Origin of the sequence: Nonomuraea sp. NPDC048892 (assembly GCF_040649735.1) — a bacterium.
Lineage (GTDB): Bacteria > Actinomycetota > Actinomycetes > Streptosporangiales > Streptosporangiaceae > Nonomuraea > Nonomuraea maheshkhaliensis.
The window spans coordinates 15,380-29,514 of sequence record NZ_JBEZFZ010000036.1; the positions used below are offsets into that span (position 1 = coordinate 15,380).

Annotated in this window: 21 protein-coding genes and 2 pseudogenes; 9 read left to right on the forward strand and 14 right to left on the reverse strand. The window is 69.5% G+C overall.

Going from position 1 to position 14,135, the window contains the following annotated elements; genetic code table 11:
• The first annotated feature begins 161 nt into the window (after window positions 1–161).
• From AB0C28_RS50630 to AB0C28_RS50645, 4 genes are all read left to right on the forward strand, one after another.
• Window positions 162–548, forward strand: coding sequence for a Tn3 family transposase (locus AB0C28_RS50630; RefSeq protein WP_358083841.1), 387 nt, complete (start codon window positions 162–164; stop codon window positions 546–548).
• Window positions 549–761: 213 nt separating this feature from the next.
• Complete coding sequence (locus AB0C28_RS50635; protein WP_358083844.1) at window positions 762–1,163, forward strand: VOC family protein; 402 nt, start codon at window positions 762–764, stop codon at window positions 1,161–1,163.
• A gap of 23 nt (window positions 1,164–1,186) precedes the next feature.
• Entirely contained in the window at window positions 1,187–1,525 is a 339-nt protein-coding gene (locus AB0C28_RS50640) for a YciI family protein (protein WP_319718710.1), read from the forward strand.
• A complete protein-coding gene (locus AB0C28_RS50645; RefSeq protein WP_357860272.1) occupies window positions 1,522–2,736 on the forward strand; it encodes a DUF6596 domain-containing protein in 1,215 nt (404 codons plus the stop codon). The genes AB0C28_RS50640 and AB0C28_RS50645 overlap by 4 nt, the downstream gene beginning before the upstream one ends.
• 196 nt (window positions 2,737–2,932) lie before the next feature.
• Here AB0C28_RS50645 and AB0C28_RS50650 read toward each other — a convergent pair whose 3' ends face one another.
• The gene (locus AB0C28_RS50650; protein WP_358083847.1) at window positions 2,933–3,463 is read right to left on the reverse strand and encodes a PLP-dependent transferase; all 531 of its coding nucleotides are present in this window, start codon (window positions 3,461–3,463) and stop codon (window positions 2,933–2,935) included.
• Window positions 3,464–3,507: 44 nt separating this feature from the next.
• Entirely contained in the window at window positions 3,508–4,122 is a 615-nt protein-coding gene (locus AB0C28_RS50655; protein ID WP_358083927.1) for an aminotransferase class V-fold PLP-dependent enzyme, read from the reverse strand.
• Between AB0C28_RS50655 and AB0C28_RS50660 the strand changes: the two genes are divergently transcribed.
• On the forward strand, window positions 4,033–4,299 hold the full coding sequence (locus AB0C28_RS50660; RefSeq protein WP_358083936.1) for a hypothetical protein: 267 nt from the start codon (window positions 4,033–4,035) through the stop codon (window positions 4,297–4,299). The genes AB0C28_RS50655 and AB0C28_RS50660 overlap by 90 nt on opposite strands.
• Here the strand turns inward: AB0C28_RS50660 and AB0C28_RS50665 are convergent.
• From AB0C28_RS50665 to AB0C28_RS50675, 3 genes and pseudogenes are all read right to left on the reverse strand, one after another.
• A pseudogene (locus AB0C28_RS50665) lies at window positions 4,206–4,553 on the reverse strand (aminotransferase class V-fold PLP-dependent enzyme); the annotation flags it as partial. The gene AB0C28_RS50660 and the pseudogene AB0C28_RS50665 overlap by 94 nt on opposite strands.
• Window positions 4,447–5,085, reverse strand: coding sequence for a class I SAM-dependent methyltransferase (locus AB0C28_RS50670; protein ID WP_358083850.1), 639 nt, complete (start codon window positions 5,083–5,085; stop codon window positions 4,447–4,449). The pseudogene AB0C28_RS50665 and the gene AB0C28_RS50670, both read right to left, overlap by 107 nt.
• A 5-nt stretch (window positions 5,086–5,090) precedes the next feature.
• The gene (locus AB0C28_RS50675; RefSeq protein WP_357860263.1) at window positions 5,091–6,272 is read right to left on the reverse strand and encodes a cytochrome P450; all 1,182 of its coding nucleotides are present in this window, start codon (window positions 6,270–6,272) and stop codon (window positions 5,091–5,093) included.
• Between the two features lie 87 nt (window positions 6,273–6,359).
• Here AB0C28_RS50675 and AB0C28_RS50680 point away from each other — a divergent pair, with 87 nt between their 5' ends.
• The 3 genes from AB0C28_RS50680 to AB0C28_RS50690 are packed head-to-tail and all read left to right on the forward strand — an operon-like array spanning window position 6,360 to window position 7,889.
• Window positions 6,360–7,010, forward strand: coding sequence for a helix-turn-helix domain-containing protein (locus AB0C28_RS50680; protein WP_357860260.1), 651 nt, complete (start codon window positions 6,360–6,362; stop codon window positions 7,008–7,010).
• Window positions 7,011–7,013: 3 nt separating this feature from the next.
• Window positions 7,014–7,331, forward strand: coding sequence for a hypothetical protein (locus AB0C28_RS50685; RefSeq protein ID WP_357860258.1), 318 nt, complete (start codon window positions 7,014–7,016; stop codon window positions 7,329–7,331).
• 42 nt (window positions 7,332–7,373) lie between these two features.
• Entirely contained in the window at window positions 7,374–7,889 is a 516-nt protein-coding gene (locus tag AB0C28_RS50690) for a hypothetical protein (protein ID WP_358083939.1), read from the forward strand.
• Window positions 7,890–8,117: 228 nt separating this feature from the next.
• Here the strand turns inward: AB0C28_RS50690 and AB0C28_RS50695 are convergent.
• The 8 genes and pseudogenes from AB0C28_RS50695 to AB0C28_RS50730 all read right to left on the reverse strand — a co-directional run.
• Window positions 8,118–8,327: pseudogene (locus tag AB0C28_RS50695) on the reverse strand (recombinase family protein); the annotation flags it as partial.
• A 176-nt stretch (window positions 8,328–8,503) separates the two neighbouring features.
• Window positions 8,504–9,274: an aminoglycoside phosphotransferase family protein gene (locus AB0C28_RS50700; RefSeq protein WP_357860255.1), complete on the reverse strand. Its 771-nt coding sequence runs from the start codon at window positions 9,272–9,274 to the stop codon at window positions 8,504–8,506.
• A 109-nt stretch (window positions 9,275–9,383) separates the two neighbouring features.
• A complete protein-coding gene (locus AB0C28_RS50705) occupies window positions 9,384–9,599 on the reverse strand; it encodes a hypothetical protein (protein ID WP_357860252.1) in 216 nt (71 codons plus the stop codon).
• 77 nt (window positions 9,600–9,676) lie between these two features.
• Window positions 9,677–9,823 (reverse strand): hypothetical protein, encoded by a 147-nt coding sequence (locus AB0C28_RS50710; RefSeq protein ID WP_357860249.1) that lies wholly within the window; start codon window positions 9,821–9,823, stop codon window positions 9,677–9,679.
• 82 nt (window positions 9,824–9,905) lie between these two features.
• A complete protein-coding gene (locus AB0C28_RS50715; protein WP_357860246.1) occupies window positions 9,906–10,085 on the reverse strand; it encodes a hypothetical protein in 180 nt (59 codons plus the stop codon).
• A 420-nt stretch (window positions 10,086–10,505) separates the two neighbouring features.
• Window positions 10,506–10,967: a hypothetical protein gene (locus AB0C28_RS50720; protein ID WP_357860243.1), complete on the reverse strand. Its 462-nt coding sequence runs from the start codon at window positions 10,965–10,967 to the stop codon at window positions 10,506–10,508.
• Between the two features lie 39 nt (window positions 10,968–11,006).
• Window positions 11,007–12,026 carry a transposase gene (locus tag AB0C28_RS50725; protein WP_357860240.1) on the reverse strand — a complete coding sequence of 340 codons (1,020 nt, stop codon included), beginning with the start codon at window positions 12,024–12,026 and terminating at the stop codon, window positions 11,007–11,009.
• Between the two features lie 203 nt (window positions 12,027–12,229).
• Window positions 12,230–13,309 (reverse strand): NAD(P)/FAD-dependent oxidoreductase, encoded by a 1,080-nt coding sequence (locus tag AB0C28_RS50730; protein ID WP_357860237.1) that lies wholly within the window; start codon window positions 13,307–13,309, stop codon window positions 12,230–12,232.
• Window positions 13,310–13,368: 59 nt separating this feature from the next.
• On the opposite strand from AB0C28_RS50730, the gene AB0C28_RS50735 reads away from it, so the two are divergent.
• Complete coding sequence (locus AB0C28_RS50735; RefSeq protein ID WP_357860234.1) at window positions 13,369–13,713, forward strand: metalloregulator ArsR/SmtB family transcription factor; 345 nt, start codon at window positions 13,369–13,371, stop codon at window positions 13,711–13,713.
• On the opposite strand, the gene AB0C28_RS50740 is transcribed toward AB0C28_RS50735, so the two are convergent.
• The gene (locus tag AB0C28_RS50740) at window positions 13,602–14,108 is read right to left on the reverse strand and encodes a winged helix-turn-helix domain-containing protein (protein WP_357860231.1); all 507 of its coding nucleotides are present in this window, start codon (window positions 14,106–14,108) and stop codon (window positions 13,602–13,604) included. The two genes, AB0C28_RS50735 and AB0C28_RS50740, sit on opposite strands and share 112 nt — an antisense overlap.
• Window positions 14,109–14,135 lie beyond the last annotated feature (27 nt).

Sequence of the window (14,135 nt, forward strand, 5' to 3'; positions counted from 1 at the left end):
ACAGCATACTAAACGTATGTTCAGCTTCCGTGGGAACGCGAGGCGATCGTCAAGATCGCTGAGGAGTGGCTGGAGATCGACCGCTCCCACCGCAAGCTCGCCCACCGCGGCTCGCGGCTGGAGGCGTTCTACGCCTCGGAATCGATCGAGGAACTCGCCGTGTGGTCAGGACGATCTTCATTTGTGATTACCTCGCGGACGAGGAACTCAGAAGGGAGATCGGCGAGGGCCTGAACGTGGTGGAGAACTTCAATTCCGCCGGCAAGGACCTGTTCTACGGCAAGGCCGGCGACTTGACCGGCGACGACCGTGAGCACGCCGAGGTCTCCGCGCCGGCGCTGCACCTGGTCGCAGCGGCGATCACGTACCTGAACACGGTGATGATCCAGATCGTGCTGCGGGACGCGGCCTGGCGGAAACGGCTGAGTCCAGCTGACAGGCGAGGGCTGTCGGCCCTGTTCTGGACCCACCTGAACCTGTATGGGCGCTTCGAGCTCGACATGAACCGCCACCTGGAGCTGGAGGCCGTCGCCGATTCGCCGCAGTGATCGGGGACGCTTGCGCGCATCCTCTGGTCGGCGAGGGCCACGGCGCGGCGCCGCGGACCAGGCTGCGCCCAGCGCGAAAATGAATCGGCGCTCCTGTCGTATCGATGCCTTCGCCGATCGTCTGTGAAGTGAGGGCCAGGCCGCCAGCGGGCATGTCATCGTGTCCGGCTCGCAGACGGCCTGGGACCTCAGCAACCGAGTCCGAAGGAGCACATGATGAATCCCACGCTGAACACGATCGACATCGTGGTGTCCGACCTGGACGCCTCGATCGCCTTTTACGCCCGGCTGGGGCTGGAGTTCAAGCTCGATGAGCACTCGCCCGAGCACGCCGGCTGCGACCTGCCGAACGGGCTGCACGTGATGCTCGACACCGAGGGCTTCCGCACGCCGTTCCTGCCCGGCTGGAGCGCACCGGTTGGCGGGCCGCGTACGCTGCTGTGCTTCGAGTTCGAGGCCCCGGCCGAGGTGGACGCCAAGTACGCCGAGCTCGTCGAGGCCGGATACCGGAGGATCGCCGAGCCGTTCGATGCGTTCTGGGGTATGCGGTACGCGACGGTGGCCGACCCCGACGGGAACGGTATCGACCTGTACGCCGCCCTTCCGGCACGCTGACCACGACACCACTGGAGGCCGACGTGAAGTACGTGCTCATGTTCGTCGAGACCGAGGAGTTCGCCCAGCAGCTGGAGGCCATGGGCGAGCTGGAGCAGCAGGCCGCCTACGCGGCGGTCGGGCAGTGGTTCGCCGACCATGCCGACAAGATCACCCATCACACGCATCTGGCGCCGGTGCACACCGCGACCACGGTGCGCCTGGGGCCGGGCGAGCCGGTGGTTACCGACGGGCCGTTCGTCGAGGGCAAGGAGGTGGTGAGCGGGTTTGCCGAGGTGGAGGTGGCCGATCTGGACGAGGCTTTGAAGATCGCTCGCTCGTGGCCGGCCTGCCCGATCGTGGAGATCCGCCCCGCCTCGTGAACGAGCCGGTGCCCAACGAGGTGAGCCAGGAGGTGCTGGCCCGCGTGGTGCGCGAGCACGCGGGCCGGCTGGCGGCGTCCCTGGTGTCGCTGCTGGGCGACTTCGCCGCCGCCGAGGACCTGGTGCAGGACGCGGTGGAGACCGCGTTGCGGCGCTGGCCTGTGGAAGGCGTGCCGGAGCGGCCGGACGCGTGGTTATTCACCGTGGCCCGGCGGCGCGGGCTGGACGTGCTGCGCCGGGAGTCGAACTACCGGGCCAAGCTCGCCCAGCTCACCTGGCCGGCCCCTGCTCCGCGTGACGATCGGCTGCGGCTGGTCTTCACCTGCTGCCACCCGGCGCTGTCGCGGGCCGCGCAGATCGCGCTCACGCTCCGGGTGGTGTGCGGGCTGTCGGTGGCGCAAATCGCCGCCGCCTTCCTCGTGCCCGAGTCCACGGTGGCACAGCGCATCACCCGCGCCAAGCGGAAGATCGGCGAAGCCGGGATCCCGTACCGCATCCCGCCGCAGGAGGAGCTGCCGCAGCGCGTCAACGAGGTATTGGCGGTCATCTACCTGCTGTTCAACGAGGGCTACCTCTCCAGTACGGCCGAGCGAGCCCAGGCGCGTGACCTGGTGGAGGACGCCGAATGGCTGGCCGCGCTGCTGGCGAACCTGTTGCCGAAGGAGCCGGAGGTGGCCGGGCTGCTGGCGCTGATCCGGCTGCACCGGGCTCGGGGCGCGGCCCGCTTCGACGCCGCCGGACGGCTGGTGCTGCTGGCTGACCAGGATCGCGGCCTGTGGGACCGGCAGACCATCGAGCAGGGCACGGCGCTGCTGACGCGAGCCGCCCGCGCCCACCGCCGGCCGGGGCCGTACCAGCTGCAGGCGGCGATCGTGGCCTGCCATGCCGAGGCGCGGACCTTCGCCGCGACCGACTGGGCACAAATCCTGGTGCTGTACGACATGCTGCTGCACCTGGTGCCCTCACCCGTCACCCGGTTGCACCGGGCCATCGCCGTGCGGCACCTCCAAGGAGCGCAGGCGGCCCTGGACGAGCTGAAGGAGGTCGGCGACGTGCTGGAGCGTTACCCGCTCTTCCACGCCACCCGCGCCGAGTTGCTGCGCGGCCTGGACCGCCGCGACGAGGCGCGGCGGGCCGATGAGCGGGCGCTGGAGCTGACCGCCAACCCGGCGCAGCAGGCGCTGCTGGAGCAACGCCTGGCCTGGGACTGACGTCGCATCTGATCACTACGGTGGTCGCGTCCTCCGGGCCCGTCTCGCGGGCAGCCTGGCAGGCGTGTGCTCCGGTCATGGCGCGGGAGCCGTGGCGGGTTTATCGGCGGCGAGTGGTGACGGCGATGGCGGGCACGATGGCCAGGGCGCCGATGCCCGGCGGCCTGGCCTCCGGGCTCGTCGTCGCCGCCGCGGGCTACCCTCTGCTCGCCATGGCCGGTAACACGATGCGGGTGCGCTCGGTCAGCACCTGCCCGAGCCGGGTTGCTTCGTCGGCGCGCAGGAAGGTGGTGGTGATGCCGAGCTGGGGCAGGTTGGCGCCGAGCAGTTCGAAGGTGCCGCCGTAGACGTCGCCGAGGCACACGATGTGCTCGCCGGTGCGGGCGTGGGCCAGGAAGGTGGCGGCTTCGGCGGCCATGCCGGAGGAGAAGGCCGGCGCCTGCCGGCCGCCTTCCAGGTCGGCGAGCTTGTCCTCCAGCGCGCGGATGGTGGGGTTGAGGCCGTAGCGGGTGTAGAGGTTGCCCGGCTTGCGGCCCTCGACGACGTCGAGGAGGTCGGCGGTGGAGTCGAAGGCGAAGGTGGAGTGCGCGTACAGCGGGGTGTGGATGGCGCCCTCGGGATCGCGGCGTTCGCCGGCGTGCACGCTGCGCGTGGCCAGGCCTTGCCCGTTGGTGCCGCGGGCGATGTCGCCCGGTGCGGTCGGGTCCGGTGCGGTGGAGTCGGTCATGCCTCTCCTGCTGGTCGAATTCACGGTGGGACTGGTATGTCCGGTCACACGGCAGCCTTGATCAGCGCGGTCGCCGCCGTCTCGATGTCGGCGAGGGTGCTCCAGCGGCCCGGCGACAGCCGCACCGCTGTCAGGGCGCGATCGGTGTCCAGTCCCATGGCGGTGAGCACCGGTGAGGGGGTGTGGGTTCCGCTGTGGCAGGCCGACCCGGTGGAGGCCGCGATCTCCGGTACGGCTGTGAGGAGTTCGTGGCCAAGGACGCCGTCGATGCTGACGTTCAGCGTGTTGGGCAGCCGCCGCTGCGAGGGGCCGTTGAGATGCACCCGGCCGGGCAGGTGCTCGGCCAGCCTGTGGTGCAGGTCGTCGCGCAGGGCGGCCAGGCGAGCGGGCTCGCCGTCGGCCAGCTCGCGGGCAGCCAGGTCTGCGGCGGTGCCGAGCGCGGCGGCCAGGGTGGCGTTCTCGGTGCCGGCGCGCAGGCCGCGTTCCTGGCCGCCGCCGTAGACGACCGGCTCCAGAGCGACACCGTCGCGGACGTACAGGGCGGCGATGCCCTTGGGCGCGTACATCTTGTGCCCGACCACGGTGAGCAGGTCGACGCCCAGCGCCTCGACGTCGACGCCGATCTTGCCGACGGCCTGGGCGGCGTCGCAGTGCAGCAGCGCCCCGTGCTCGCGGGCGAGGGGGCGAGGTCGGCGATCGGCTGCAGGGCGCCGGTCTCGTTGTTGGCCGCCATCACCGACACCAGCACCGTGTCCTCGTCCATGGCGGCGGCCAGCGCGGCCGGGTCCACCAGCCCATCACCACCGACCGGCAGCACCGTCACCTGGGCGCCGTAAAGGCGCTGCAGGACGTGGCAGGTTTCCAGGATGGCCGGGTGTTCGGTGGCCTGGGTGATCACGCGCGGGCGGGGCCGACCGGCGGCGACGACGGTGCCGCGCAGGGCGAGCAGGTCCGCCTCCGAGCCGGAGGCGGTGAACACGATCTCATGGGCGCGGGCGCCGATCAGGGCGGCGACTTGTTCGCGAGCGTGCTGGAGTGCCGCGCGAGGCTGCTGGCCGTAGGGGTGGCTGCTGAAGGGGTTGCCGAACAGGTCGCTCGGCGCCGACCAGGCGCGGCCAGATGGTGGCATCCAGCACCCTTTGTATCCGGGCCAGGCCGCGCGTGTCGGCCCGCCCGTGCTCCAGGAAACGCACCTGCCCGCCCGGCCTGAGCACCCGCCGCGCCTCGGCCAGCGCCGCCGCGACGTCCGGCAGCGAGCACAAGACCAGGCAGAACACCACCGCGTCCACGCTGCGATCGGCAGTCGGGAGCCGGTCAGCCAGCCCGGGCACCACCTCGACGGCAGCCACGGCACCGGCCGCGGCCGCCTGGGCCTGCTCACGCAGCCGCGGCTCCGGCTCCACCGCCACCATCCGGGCCACCTCGGCCGGGTAGTGCGCGAAGTTGACGCCGTGCCCAGCCCCGACCTCGACCACCTCACCGGCCAGGCCCGCCAGCAGCTCGCGGCGCCGCTCGGCCATACCGCCCTCATCCAGGGCGCGTGCCATCGCCGGGTACATCCGGCCGAAGACCGGCCGCCGCCGGTTCGTCTTCATGTTCGCCGTCGCGCTCGTCCCGGTCATGGCGGTCACCAGCTGACGGGCAGCGCGGTCAGGCCGCCGGTCAGCACGTGCGCGTTGAAGGCCAGCTCGTCGGTCGTGCACTCCAGTTTGAGCGTGGGGAAGCGGGTGGCGAGCTGGGAGAAGACCACCTGCAGCTCGATCCGGGCCAGCGGCGCACCGATGCAGTACCGGGCGCCGTGCCCGAAACTCAGATGCGGCACCGCAGGGCGGGTGATGTCGAAACGGTCCGGGTCGGCGAACACGGACACGTCGTGGTTGGCCGCGCCGTTGTCCAGCAGCACCAGGTCGCCTTCGCGGACGTGTACGCCGGCGATCCCCAGGTCCTCTCGTGCGTAGCGGGGGATGCCGCCGCCGCCCAGGCCGGGCGCGCGCAGGATCTCCTCCACCGCCGCGTCGATCCGGGATGGATCCTCGATCAGGGCCTGCCACTGCTCGGGGTAAGCCAGCAGCCACAGCGCGCCCTCGTCAATCGCGGCGACCGTCGTCTCGTGCCCGGCGAACAGCAGGAACATGCCCATCGCGGCCGCCTCGTCATCGCTCACCCCCTCGGTGGCGGCCAGCCGTGAGATCACGTCGGCGTCCGTGTCACCCTCGGCCCGCTTACGCGCCACCAGCTGCTGGCCATAGACGAACAGCTCGGCCAAGCCCTGCTCCGAGCGGGCCCGGTCGGTGATATCGCCGGCGGCCTGGGTCCAGGCCCGGAACTGGGCGCGGTCCTCGAACGGCACCCCGAGCAGCTCGCAGATCACCGCGATCGGCAGCGGCAGCGCCAGCGCGGCGTGCAGGTCGGCGGGCGGCCCGGCCTCGGCCAGCTCGTCCAGCAGGCCCGCGGTGAGCGCCTCGACGCGGGCGCGCAGCGCGCGCATCCGCTTGGGCGAGAAGTGCGGCTGCAGCAGCGAGCGCATCCGCCGGTGGTCGGCCTGCTCGGTGTCGAAGTCACCCAGCGGGCCACCGAACATCGCCGACTCCCCGGTCCGGGACGCCTTGTCCGGCTCGCGGTGCGCGCGGCCGAGCCGGTCGTCGTCCAGCAGCGCGCGCACCTCCTCATATCCGGTGACCTGCCAGCCGGGATCGCCGACTGCGGTGCGAATGGCATGGATCGGACTGCGGGCCTGCAGCTCACGCAGCAGCGGCGCGGGCCGCATCGGGTCGGGCTGGGCGTACGGCAACTGAACAGGCGTGGACACAGCGCCTCCATAAAGTAGACGATGATTTGTAGACTTTGATGTCTAAAAAGCTACATGTATACTTTGACTTCTACAAGTGGAGGGCTGATGAGCAACCCCGACGCAGAAGGCGAGGCCGTCGCGGCACCGCCGGTACGGCGGCTGCGTCGTCCCGAGCGGCGCGAGCAGATCCTGGACGCGGCCACCCGCGCCTTCGCCCGCGCCGGATATGCCGCCACCGGCCTGGACGACATTGCCGCCGAAGCCGCGCTGACCCGGGCCATGCTGTATCGGCACTTCGACTCCAAAGCCGACCTGTACCGGGCGGTGCTCGACCGCGCATGCGTACGGCTGGCCGAGGCGACCGGCGCCGACGACTTCGACGACGACGCCATCCCCGCCCTGCTGTGCGCCGCCTCCGCCGACCCCGACGGGTTCAAGCTGCTGTTCCGCTACGCCGCCCGCGAGCCCGACTTCCGCGACCTGATCGACTCCATCACCGCCGCCTCCCGCGAGGTCGGCCGCCGCAACCTGGCCCGCGTCATCCCCGAGGGGCCCTGGCTGGACTGGGCCGCCAACCTGATTCCCAGCTTCACCCTGGAGGCCGTCATCGCCTGGCTGGACGCCGGCCAGCCCGACCCCGAGCGCGCCGCCGAACGCATCGCAGCAGCCGTGCACGGCGTCATGGCCGCCGCCCACCCCACCCCACCTCCCACCACAGGGACGGGCGAAATGTCACGGGCTTCTGCTTCGCTATGACGCATGACGACGGTGAACTGGGAGCGTGAGCCCGGAGAGAAGATCGAGGAGTTCGTCGCCGCTCTGCTGCTGCTCAAGCACCCGCACGGCAACCAGCCCACCCCCTCCAAGGGGGATCGGGGCGTCGACGTACGCGTGGAGCACCCCGACGGCTTCGACATCTACCAGGTCAAGCGCTACAGCCGCCCGCTGACGACCGGCCAGGCACGCAGGGTGGAAGATTCCTGGAACACCTTCGTCGCCCAGACGCTGCCGGTACTACCGGTGCGGTCCTGGACTCTGGTGACGCCATGGGAGCCCAGCAACCCGCGGCTCGACTGACTGGCCAAGCTGACCGCCGGCCACGGCATCCCCACCCGCTGGATGGGCGGCCGTACCCTGGACGGCCTGGCCGCCGACAATCCCGCCCTGGTGGAGTACTTCTTCGGCGACGGCGGGCAGCGCCTGGCCCGCTGGATGGTCACCTTCCTGCAGGCGCTCCTCGCCGTACAAGCCCACACCCTCCAGCGTGTCACCGTCCCCGACCTGGAGGTGGTCACCTCCGAGCAGGTCGGCGAACTCATCCAGCTCGCACGGCTGCTGCGCGGCGAGGAGATCCGCACCACCTGGACGCAGATCACGCTGACCCGCGGCGCCTCCAGCCAGACACCCGCCGACCCGGAGTTCGGCGTCCTTGCCACCAACCAGATCCAGGTGAATCTGGCAGGCCGACAAATCCTCCTCGATGACGTACAGCGTCGCGTCGTTTACCACAGCGCCCGTCCGGCCGACCCTCACGAGCTGGCCTCGGCGCAACCGGGCGACACGATCCACCTGGTGCCCGGATCCTCGGCCGAGGCGACGATGGCCGTGGTGCCTATCGGCGACCAGGCCGACTGATCGATCCCCACGGCGAGATGTTCGGCTCCTGACTGGAACCTCGATGTCGTCGGCCAGCACCCGGTAGACGCTGGCCACCGAAGGGTGCTGGCCCTTGTTCTTCCCGGTGGGGATGACGAGCTTGCGGGCGATGTCGGGCACCGCAACACCCCGCTCGCGCAGCGAGCGCGCGTAGGCGATCATGTCGTCGTCGAACACCTTGAGGCGGCCGCCGTGGCGGCCGCGCTCGCGTGCCGAGGCCTGGCCTTCGTGGGACTTCTCCCGGATGTACTCCCGCTCGGACTCGGCCATCCCGGCGAAGAAGGCGAACAATGCCGCGCCATGCCCCGACGGGTTGTAGATGCCCTGCAGCGGGCCACTCAGCAGCTCCAGCTCGATGTCGTGGCGACGGAGTTCCTCGGCGACGGCGAGCAGTTCGGCGGCGCCCCGGCCCCGCACGTTTCACCTTGCTCTACTCCGCCACCGACACCCTGGGCCGCGAGCTCGCCCTGGCTGTGGCCACCGACGCGATGGTTGTCTTGGGTAGTCAAGTGAAATAGCTGGTCAGCCGCTTGAAGGCCGTTAAGGCATGTTAGGCAAGTAGGCTCGGTCGCGACTGCGCTCGTCGGTCTGTGTTATTCGAACAGGTGGCGGTTATCCCGGCTCCAGGCCAGCTTTTTGCCCGCTTCGTCGAGGTAGCCGTTGGCGACCCAGTGGGCTTGGGGCTGGTGCCCGGCATCGGCGAACTGGCGGGTCCGCTCGATGCCGTCTCGTTGGATGTCGATGACGGCATCGATTAGGCCCGTGGTGGACGTCAGGCCGTAGGCGGTGGCAAACAGCTCCAGGCGGTGCCGCCGGTCGGGGGGCGTGGGGTAGCGCAGCCAACGTAGGCATTCGGCGTTGTCGCGGAATGGCGCGACGTATTCCAGCGCGTAGGCGATGTCGTGCAGCCGGGGCTTGGGTCGGGCGTAGTCCCAGTCCAGGATCCCGATGGGGCGTTCACCACGCCAGACGATGTTCCAGGGTCCGAAGTCCCCGTGGCAGATCACCTCGTCATCGCGTGGTTCTGCCACACCGCTGGACCAGCTGAGTCCCTGGGGTGGGCGAAAGCCGGCGACCGCGTCGTGATAGTCGCGTAGCAGGCGGGCAAAGGACATCAGACCGGAATCCTCGACCACCTTGGCCCAGCCTTGCGGGCCGGATTCGCCGTCCAGGTAGGTGAGGATCTCACGACCCTCTTGATCGATTCCCAGCACCCGCGGTGAGTAAGGGAACCCCACCTGCTCCAGATGCTGGAGCAACGTATGGACGGCCGGTGTCCAGGGGTATGTGGGCCTGCGAACCGTGTCACCGAGGCGTATCACCCTGCGATGCGCAGAATCCTGCAAGATCTCCTCGTCTGCCACGTGTTCAGAGGTTACTTGCGGTGCCTATCCCTCCGCCTCCCAATAAAACAAGATTGCTGCCGCCTATCAATTGCCTAGAAGGCTAGGGTTTCCGGCGCTTCCCAGGCCGTCAGTTGCCGGTCAGGGCGGTTTCCTGGTGCGCGAACTGGTTGATCAGGTCGGTGAGGGCTTGCCGGTCCTGCTCGGACAGGTCCTGCAGGAGGACGGCCACCGGCTCGATCACCTGCATCGTGGCGGCGGGCGTGATGGCGTCGTCGTCGCTGAGGTCCAGCCTGATGACGATCTCGGTGAGGGCTCTGGCAAGGCTGCGTTCGAGCGGAGTCATGACGGGGGCTCCTTGGCCGGTCGTTGAGGGTGCGGCGTGTCCGGGGACGGGCTGTTTTGACGTGATGACGGTCCTGGTCAGCCCGCTGCCGGTTCCGTGAGGCGGGCTTCGAGGTCGGCGATCATTTGGGTGAGCAAACTGGTGTTCTCGCACCGGACCGCCTGCTCGCCGACCGTGTCGAGGCCGGCGACCTTGGTGATGCAATCGTTGGCGGCCTGGGCCATGGTGGCGAACTCCTTGCGGGCCGATCGAGTGGGGGTTTGGCGGCCTCGAAGGTGGTGGCGCGGTGCATGTCCTTGACCGAGGTCATCGCCGCGCGGGCGGCCGACGTGGCATCGCGGAAGCTGAACTCGTCGCCATCTGCTGCTTGTGCAGCAGCGCCAGCGCCCGCGAGGCGGCCATGCGGATCTCGGCCATGGCGTTGAAGACGTCAATAGACGCCTCGGCCTCGGACCCGTCACGTGCCGCGCGGGCTTCGGCGGCCAACGACTCCCGCTCACGGCGCAGGCTCTCGTCGTACTCGCTCTGCCGGTGCCTGATGACGGCGGCGGCTGCGGCGCGGGCGGCCGCGTCAGCGGCGGCCTGGCGGGCCTCGAACTCCTCCAGCGACTCCCGCGCCGCCGCCCGGGTGCTCTCGTCGGCCAGCAGGGTGGTCTTGACCGCTTCGGGTGGCCGATGACATAGGTGATGGCCGACGGCCGGGTCCCGGACGTGGCCGCCTTCCGCTCGATCGCTTCACGCCGTTCGGGCGAGATGGACCGGCCATCCAAACTGCGGTAATAGCCGTTCTCGCCATAGGACGGATATTGCTTGGCGTCGGGAAGTTCGACGTCCGGCCTGGCTGCAGGGCCATGGCGCGGGGAACGACGCCTTCGGCGGCCAGCCGGTTCCATGCCTGCCAGAGGGCTAGCTTGATCTTTGACCTGTGCGTCGAGGACGTGGATTGGCGGGTTTCTTCGTTGTCGGTTTCCGAGCGGAAGTCTTCGCGGTGGTCAGGCCGGTGGCGGTGTAGACGTCGTGGCGAGGGGCGGGCTGGTTGTTGCGGCGCCCGGGTGGCCGTCCGGGTCCTGGCCGGGAGGGTTTCGGTGCCTGGGCCGGACTGACCGTCTTGGCACGCAGGTGCCGAAACCCTCGACGCACACGAGCGGGCGACAGACGCTGAGGGGATGCAGGTTCCTCCCAGGGGCGGCGTAGGTCGGCGGCCAGGGGGCGGGCCAGCCTGAGCTGGGTGTAGACGGCCAGGATCAGCCAGGTCCAGCGATCAGCCGCCTGCGGATCGCGGATCTTGAGGCAGTTCCATCCAAGGGTCTGCTTGAGCAGGCGGAAGGTGTGCTCGATGTCGAAGCGGCGCAGGAACGCCTGCCACATCCGGTCCACCTCGATGGTGGTGGCATCGACCTGGGACCATCACAGCCACACCGGCTTCGGGATCGCCCCGCTGGGCAGATGATCCACCGCCAGCCGGATCACGGTGCCCTCGATCATCGGCAGCTCAGCCGCATCGGCCCAGGCCGCACGGCGGGTCAACCGCGGGTGCAGCCGATCCCAAGCCCAGGCGGTGGCACACCCGTACAGGCGGGTCTCAGCTTCGGTGGCCACGTCGGGCTCGCCCCAACTGCCCCGGTCGCCGAAGATGAACTCGCTCCCGTGGCGCGGTGGCCGGCCGTTGGTCCCCGGCACTCGCGGCGGGGCCGCCCGGCGCAGCACCCGATCCGAACGCATCCTGGCCAGGATCTGGACGGGCAGATCACGCAACGACCATGCCAGGCGCGGCCCGTCATAGCCCGCATCGGCCACGATCAGGATGTCGGGGTCACCGCACTGCCACTGTCCGGCCGCCATCAGCCGCTCGACCACCTCGCGCAGCTGGGCGGCGGTCACCGCGGCCAGATCATCGCCCGGCGCCAGCCGGAGCGCATCCAGCGGCGCCGTCCACGAGCTGCGGCCCGTCTCCAACGCCACCACGAACGAGTACGGCCAGCCCGGGATCATGATGTGCTGGTCCTTGGCCCACCCATAGGTATGACACAAGATCCGCTCCGGCGAGGTGTGCGCGTCCGGCCGCAGCCAGCACGTCACATCCACCGCCAGCACCAACCGCCCGTCGGCCGCCCTGGGCAGCGGCACCGTGCTCAACACCCGACGCAGCCGCCCCACATCGAGCCGGCCCCGCTCCAACGCCGCATACAGCGACCCATGACCTCGACGGTGCTCGCCGACCAGGGACAACTCCACCAGCGAACGCACCGGACCATCACTGCACAACACCGCATCGGCCAGCTCGAACAGCGCATCGCCCCGCGCCTTCAGACAGTCGTAGAAATCGGTCCGGAAGCCGGACAACTCGGCCAGGGGCTCGACATGGACAGCCTCGTTCAGCACACTCATCCTCACGGCCTTGGTAGTGATCGTCAGCGTCTTCAGCAACGCTCATGATCACGCCAAGGCCGTCTCGACGTCCCGCGAACGGCCCAACCTCCACCCAGCTCAACGACCGGCCGGCGGGAGAGGTTAAAGATCAAGCTAGGAGCCGGGGGCGGAAGCCCTGAGTCGTCAGGGATGTCCCGACGGTGAGCATGCTGGCCAGCAGGAGCAGGAGCAGTGCCAGGGTGGCTGGTGCGGAGCCCATGTCAGAGGCCGTAGGTGGCCAGGGCTCCGCCGGCGTAGCCGGCGATCGGGGCGGTGACATGCTGGGCGTCGCGATATACGCCGCGCAGGGTGTTGGAGGCGAACGAGCGCTGGAACTCCACCCCGACGTAACCAAGTCCGAGGTGGGTGGTGGAGATGCCGCCGTCGTGCAGCGGCAGACCGTCCCCGCTGAGTGCGCCGAGCGGGTGCAGGTAGCTCAGATCGGGCCGGTAGCCGGTGGCGAAGATGACCGTGTCGACGTGCTCGCGCTCGCCGTCGGCCCACACGATGTGGTCGCGGTCGAAGGCGGTGAAGACTTGGCGGCGGTCCATGCGGCCGTCGGCCAGGGCGGCGGCGTAGTCGCCGGTGTCCATGGCCAGGGTGCCGCCACCGGCGCGGGCGGTGATCTGCGCCAGCCAGTGCGGGGGCAGGTCGTCGAAGCCGGTGGTGGTGTGCCAGTGGTGTACATCCTTGCCGCCGATGAACTGCGGCATGAACGCGACCGGGTGGCGGGTGGCCAGCGTGACGGTGGCCACCTCGGCGAGCTCGTAGCCGACCTGCACCGCGGAGTTGCCGCCGCCGACGACGACCACGCGCTGGCCGGTGTAATGCTTGGGGTTGCGGTAGTCGGCCACGTGCAGCAGACGGCCGGCGAAGGTCTCCTGGCCGGGCAACTCGGGCTGGTACGGGTTGCCGAAGGAGCCGGTGGCCGCCACCACGCCCATGGTGCGCAGGATGTCGCCGTCGGCGGTGTGGACGAGGAATCCGCCCGCGCCGTCTCCTTCGACGGCGCTCACCCGGGTGCGGGTGCGGATTTCGACGTCCAGGCTGTCGGCGTAGCGCCGCAGGTAGTCGACGACCTCGTCCCGGCTCGGGTAGTGGTCGGAGTTTCCGTGGAACTGCCGGCCACCGAGGGTGCTGTGGCGAGCGGGGGAGAACAGGGTGAGGCTGTCGTAGTAGCCGGCCCAGGAGCCGGTGGGCTGCTCGCCCGCTTCAAGGATGACGGGCCGGAGCCCGGCGGTGCTCAGGCAGTGCGCGGCGGCGAGGCCGGACTGGCCGCCGCCGATGACGATGGTGTCCATGCCGCGGAATCATATCCTCATATCCAGAAATTACAATATAATGAGAATGGGGTGATGCTATGACCATGACGGCGAACGGGTTCGAGCTGAGTGACGAGGCGCGCGGCTTCCTCAAGGCGATGGCCAGCGGCACGCGCCAGCAGATCATGGAGCTGTTCGTCGGCGGTGTCGAGCTGACTGTCAACGAGGTGGCCGAGCGCATGTCACTCGCCCAGTCGGCCACCTCCACACATCTGGCCACGCTGCGCGACGGCGGCGTGCTGACCTCGCGACGCGAGTGGAAGACCGTCTACTATCGGGCCGACTCCACGCGCATCGGCAAGGCGCTGTCCGACTTGCAGGTGACACTGCAGGCCTGCTGCCCGCCCGGCGACTGTGGTTCCGGAACTTCGGTGTGTGGCTGATGGCGTTCTCGTATCGCGGGAACGACGCCGAGGCTTCGGCGTAGGCGGGCAAGCAGTTCGCGACCCTCCGAAGTGGCCTGAAAGAAGAGGTGGGCGTTCTGTTCGTGAACGTCGAGCAGGCCGGCCTCCCGTAGCACCTGTAGATGCCGGCCGACGGCTGACGCGGGCAGGCGAAAGACCGTATGGACGTCGTCGTTGATGTCGCAGGCGGATGACCGTCCTCGATCTTGTGAGAGGACGAAGCTCAGGATGCGTAGTCTCGCGGGGTCGGCCGCCGCATCGAGCTGATGGGCGAGCTTGAGTGCTGCCCCAGGAGGCAGGGGCGGTCCTGGGTGCGAACCGCCACAGGTGTCGTCAGACGCGAGGAAGATCGGCGCCGCTTGGCTTATAGACACGTGTCTATTTTGATGGGCGTCTATATC

What these genes read in the sequence shown, in the direction of transcription:
- AB0C28_RS50635 (WP_358083844.1), top strand. Translation starts at nt 762, where the DNA reads ATGATGAATCCCACGCTGAACACGATCGACATCGTGGTGTCCGACCTG.
- AB0C28_RS50650 (WP_358083847.1), bottom strand. Translation starts at nt 3,463, where the DNA reads ATGACCGACTCCACCGCACCGGACCCGACCGCACCGGGCGACATCGCC.
- AB0C28_RS50670 (WP_358083850.1), bottom strand. Translation starts at nt 5,085, where the DNA reads ATGACCGGGACGAGCGCGACGGCGAACATGAAGACGAACCGGCGGCGG.
- AB0C28_RS50680 (WP_357860260.1), top strand. Translation starts at nt 6,360, where the DNA reads ATGAGCAACCCCGACGCAGAAGGCGAGGCCGTCGCGGCACCGCCGGTA.
- AB0C28_RS50685 (WP_357860258.1), top strand. Translation starts at nt 7,014, where the DNA reads ATGACGACGGTGAACTGGGAGCGTGAGCCCGGAGAGAAGATCGAGGAG.
- AB0C28_RS50690 (WP_358083939.1), top strand. Translation starts at nt 7,374, where the DNA reads ATGGGCGGCCGTACCCTGGACGGCCTGGCCGCCGACAATCCCGCCCTG.
- AB0C28_RS50705 (WP_357860252.1), bottom strand. Translation starts at nt 9,599, where the DNA reads ATGACTCCGCTCGAACGCAGCCTTGCCAGAGCCCTCACCGAGATCGTC.
- AB0C28_RS50710 (WP_357860249.1), bottom strand. Translation starts at nt 9,823, where the DNA reads ATGGCCCAGGCCGCCAACGATTGCATCACCAAGGTCGCCGGCCTCGAC.
- AB0C28_RS50720 (WP_357860243.1), bottom strand. Translation starts at nt 10,967, where the DNA reads ATGTGGCAGGCGTTCCTGCGCCGCTTCGACATCGAGCACACCTTCCGC.
- AB0C28_RS50730 (WP_357860237.1), bottom strand. Translation starts at nt 13,309, where the DNA reads ATGGACACCATCGTCATCGGCGGCGGCCAGTCCGGCCTCGCCGCCGCG.
- AB0C28_RS50735 (WP_357860234.1), top strand. Translation starts at nt 13,369, where the DNA reads ATGACCATGACGGCGAACGGGTTCGAGCTGAGTGACGAGGCGCGCGGC.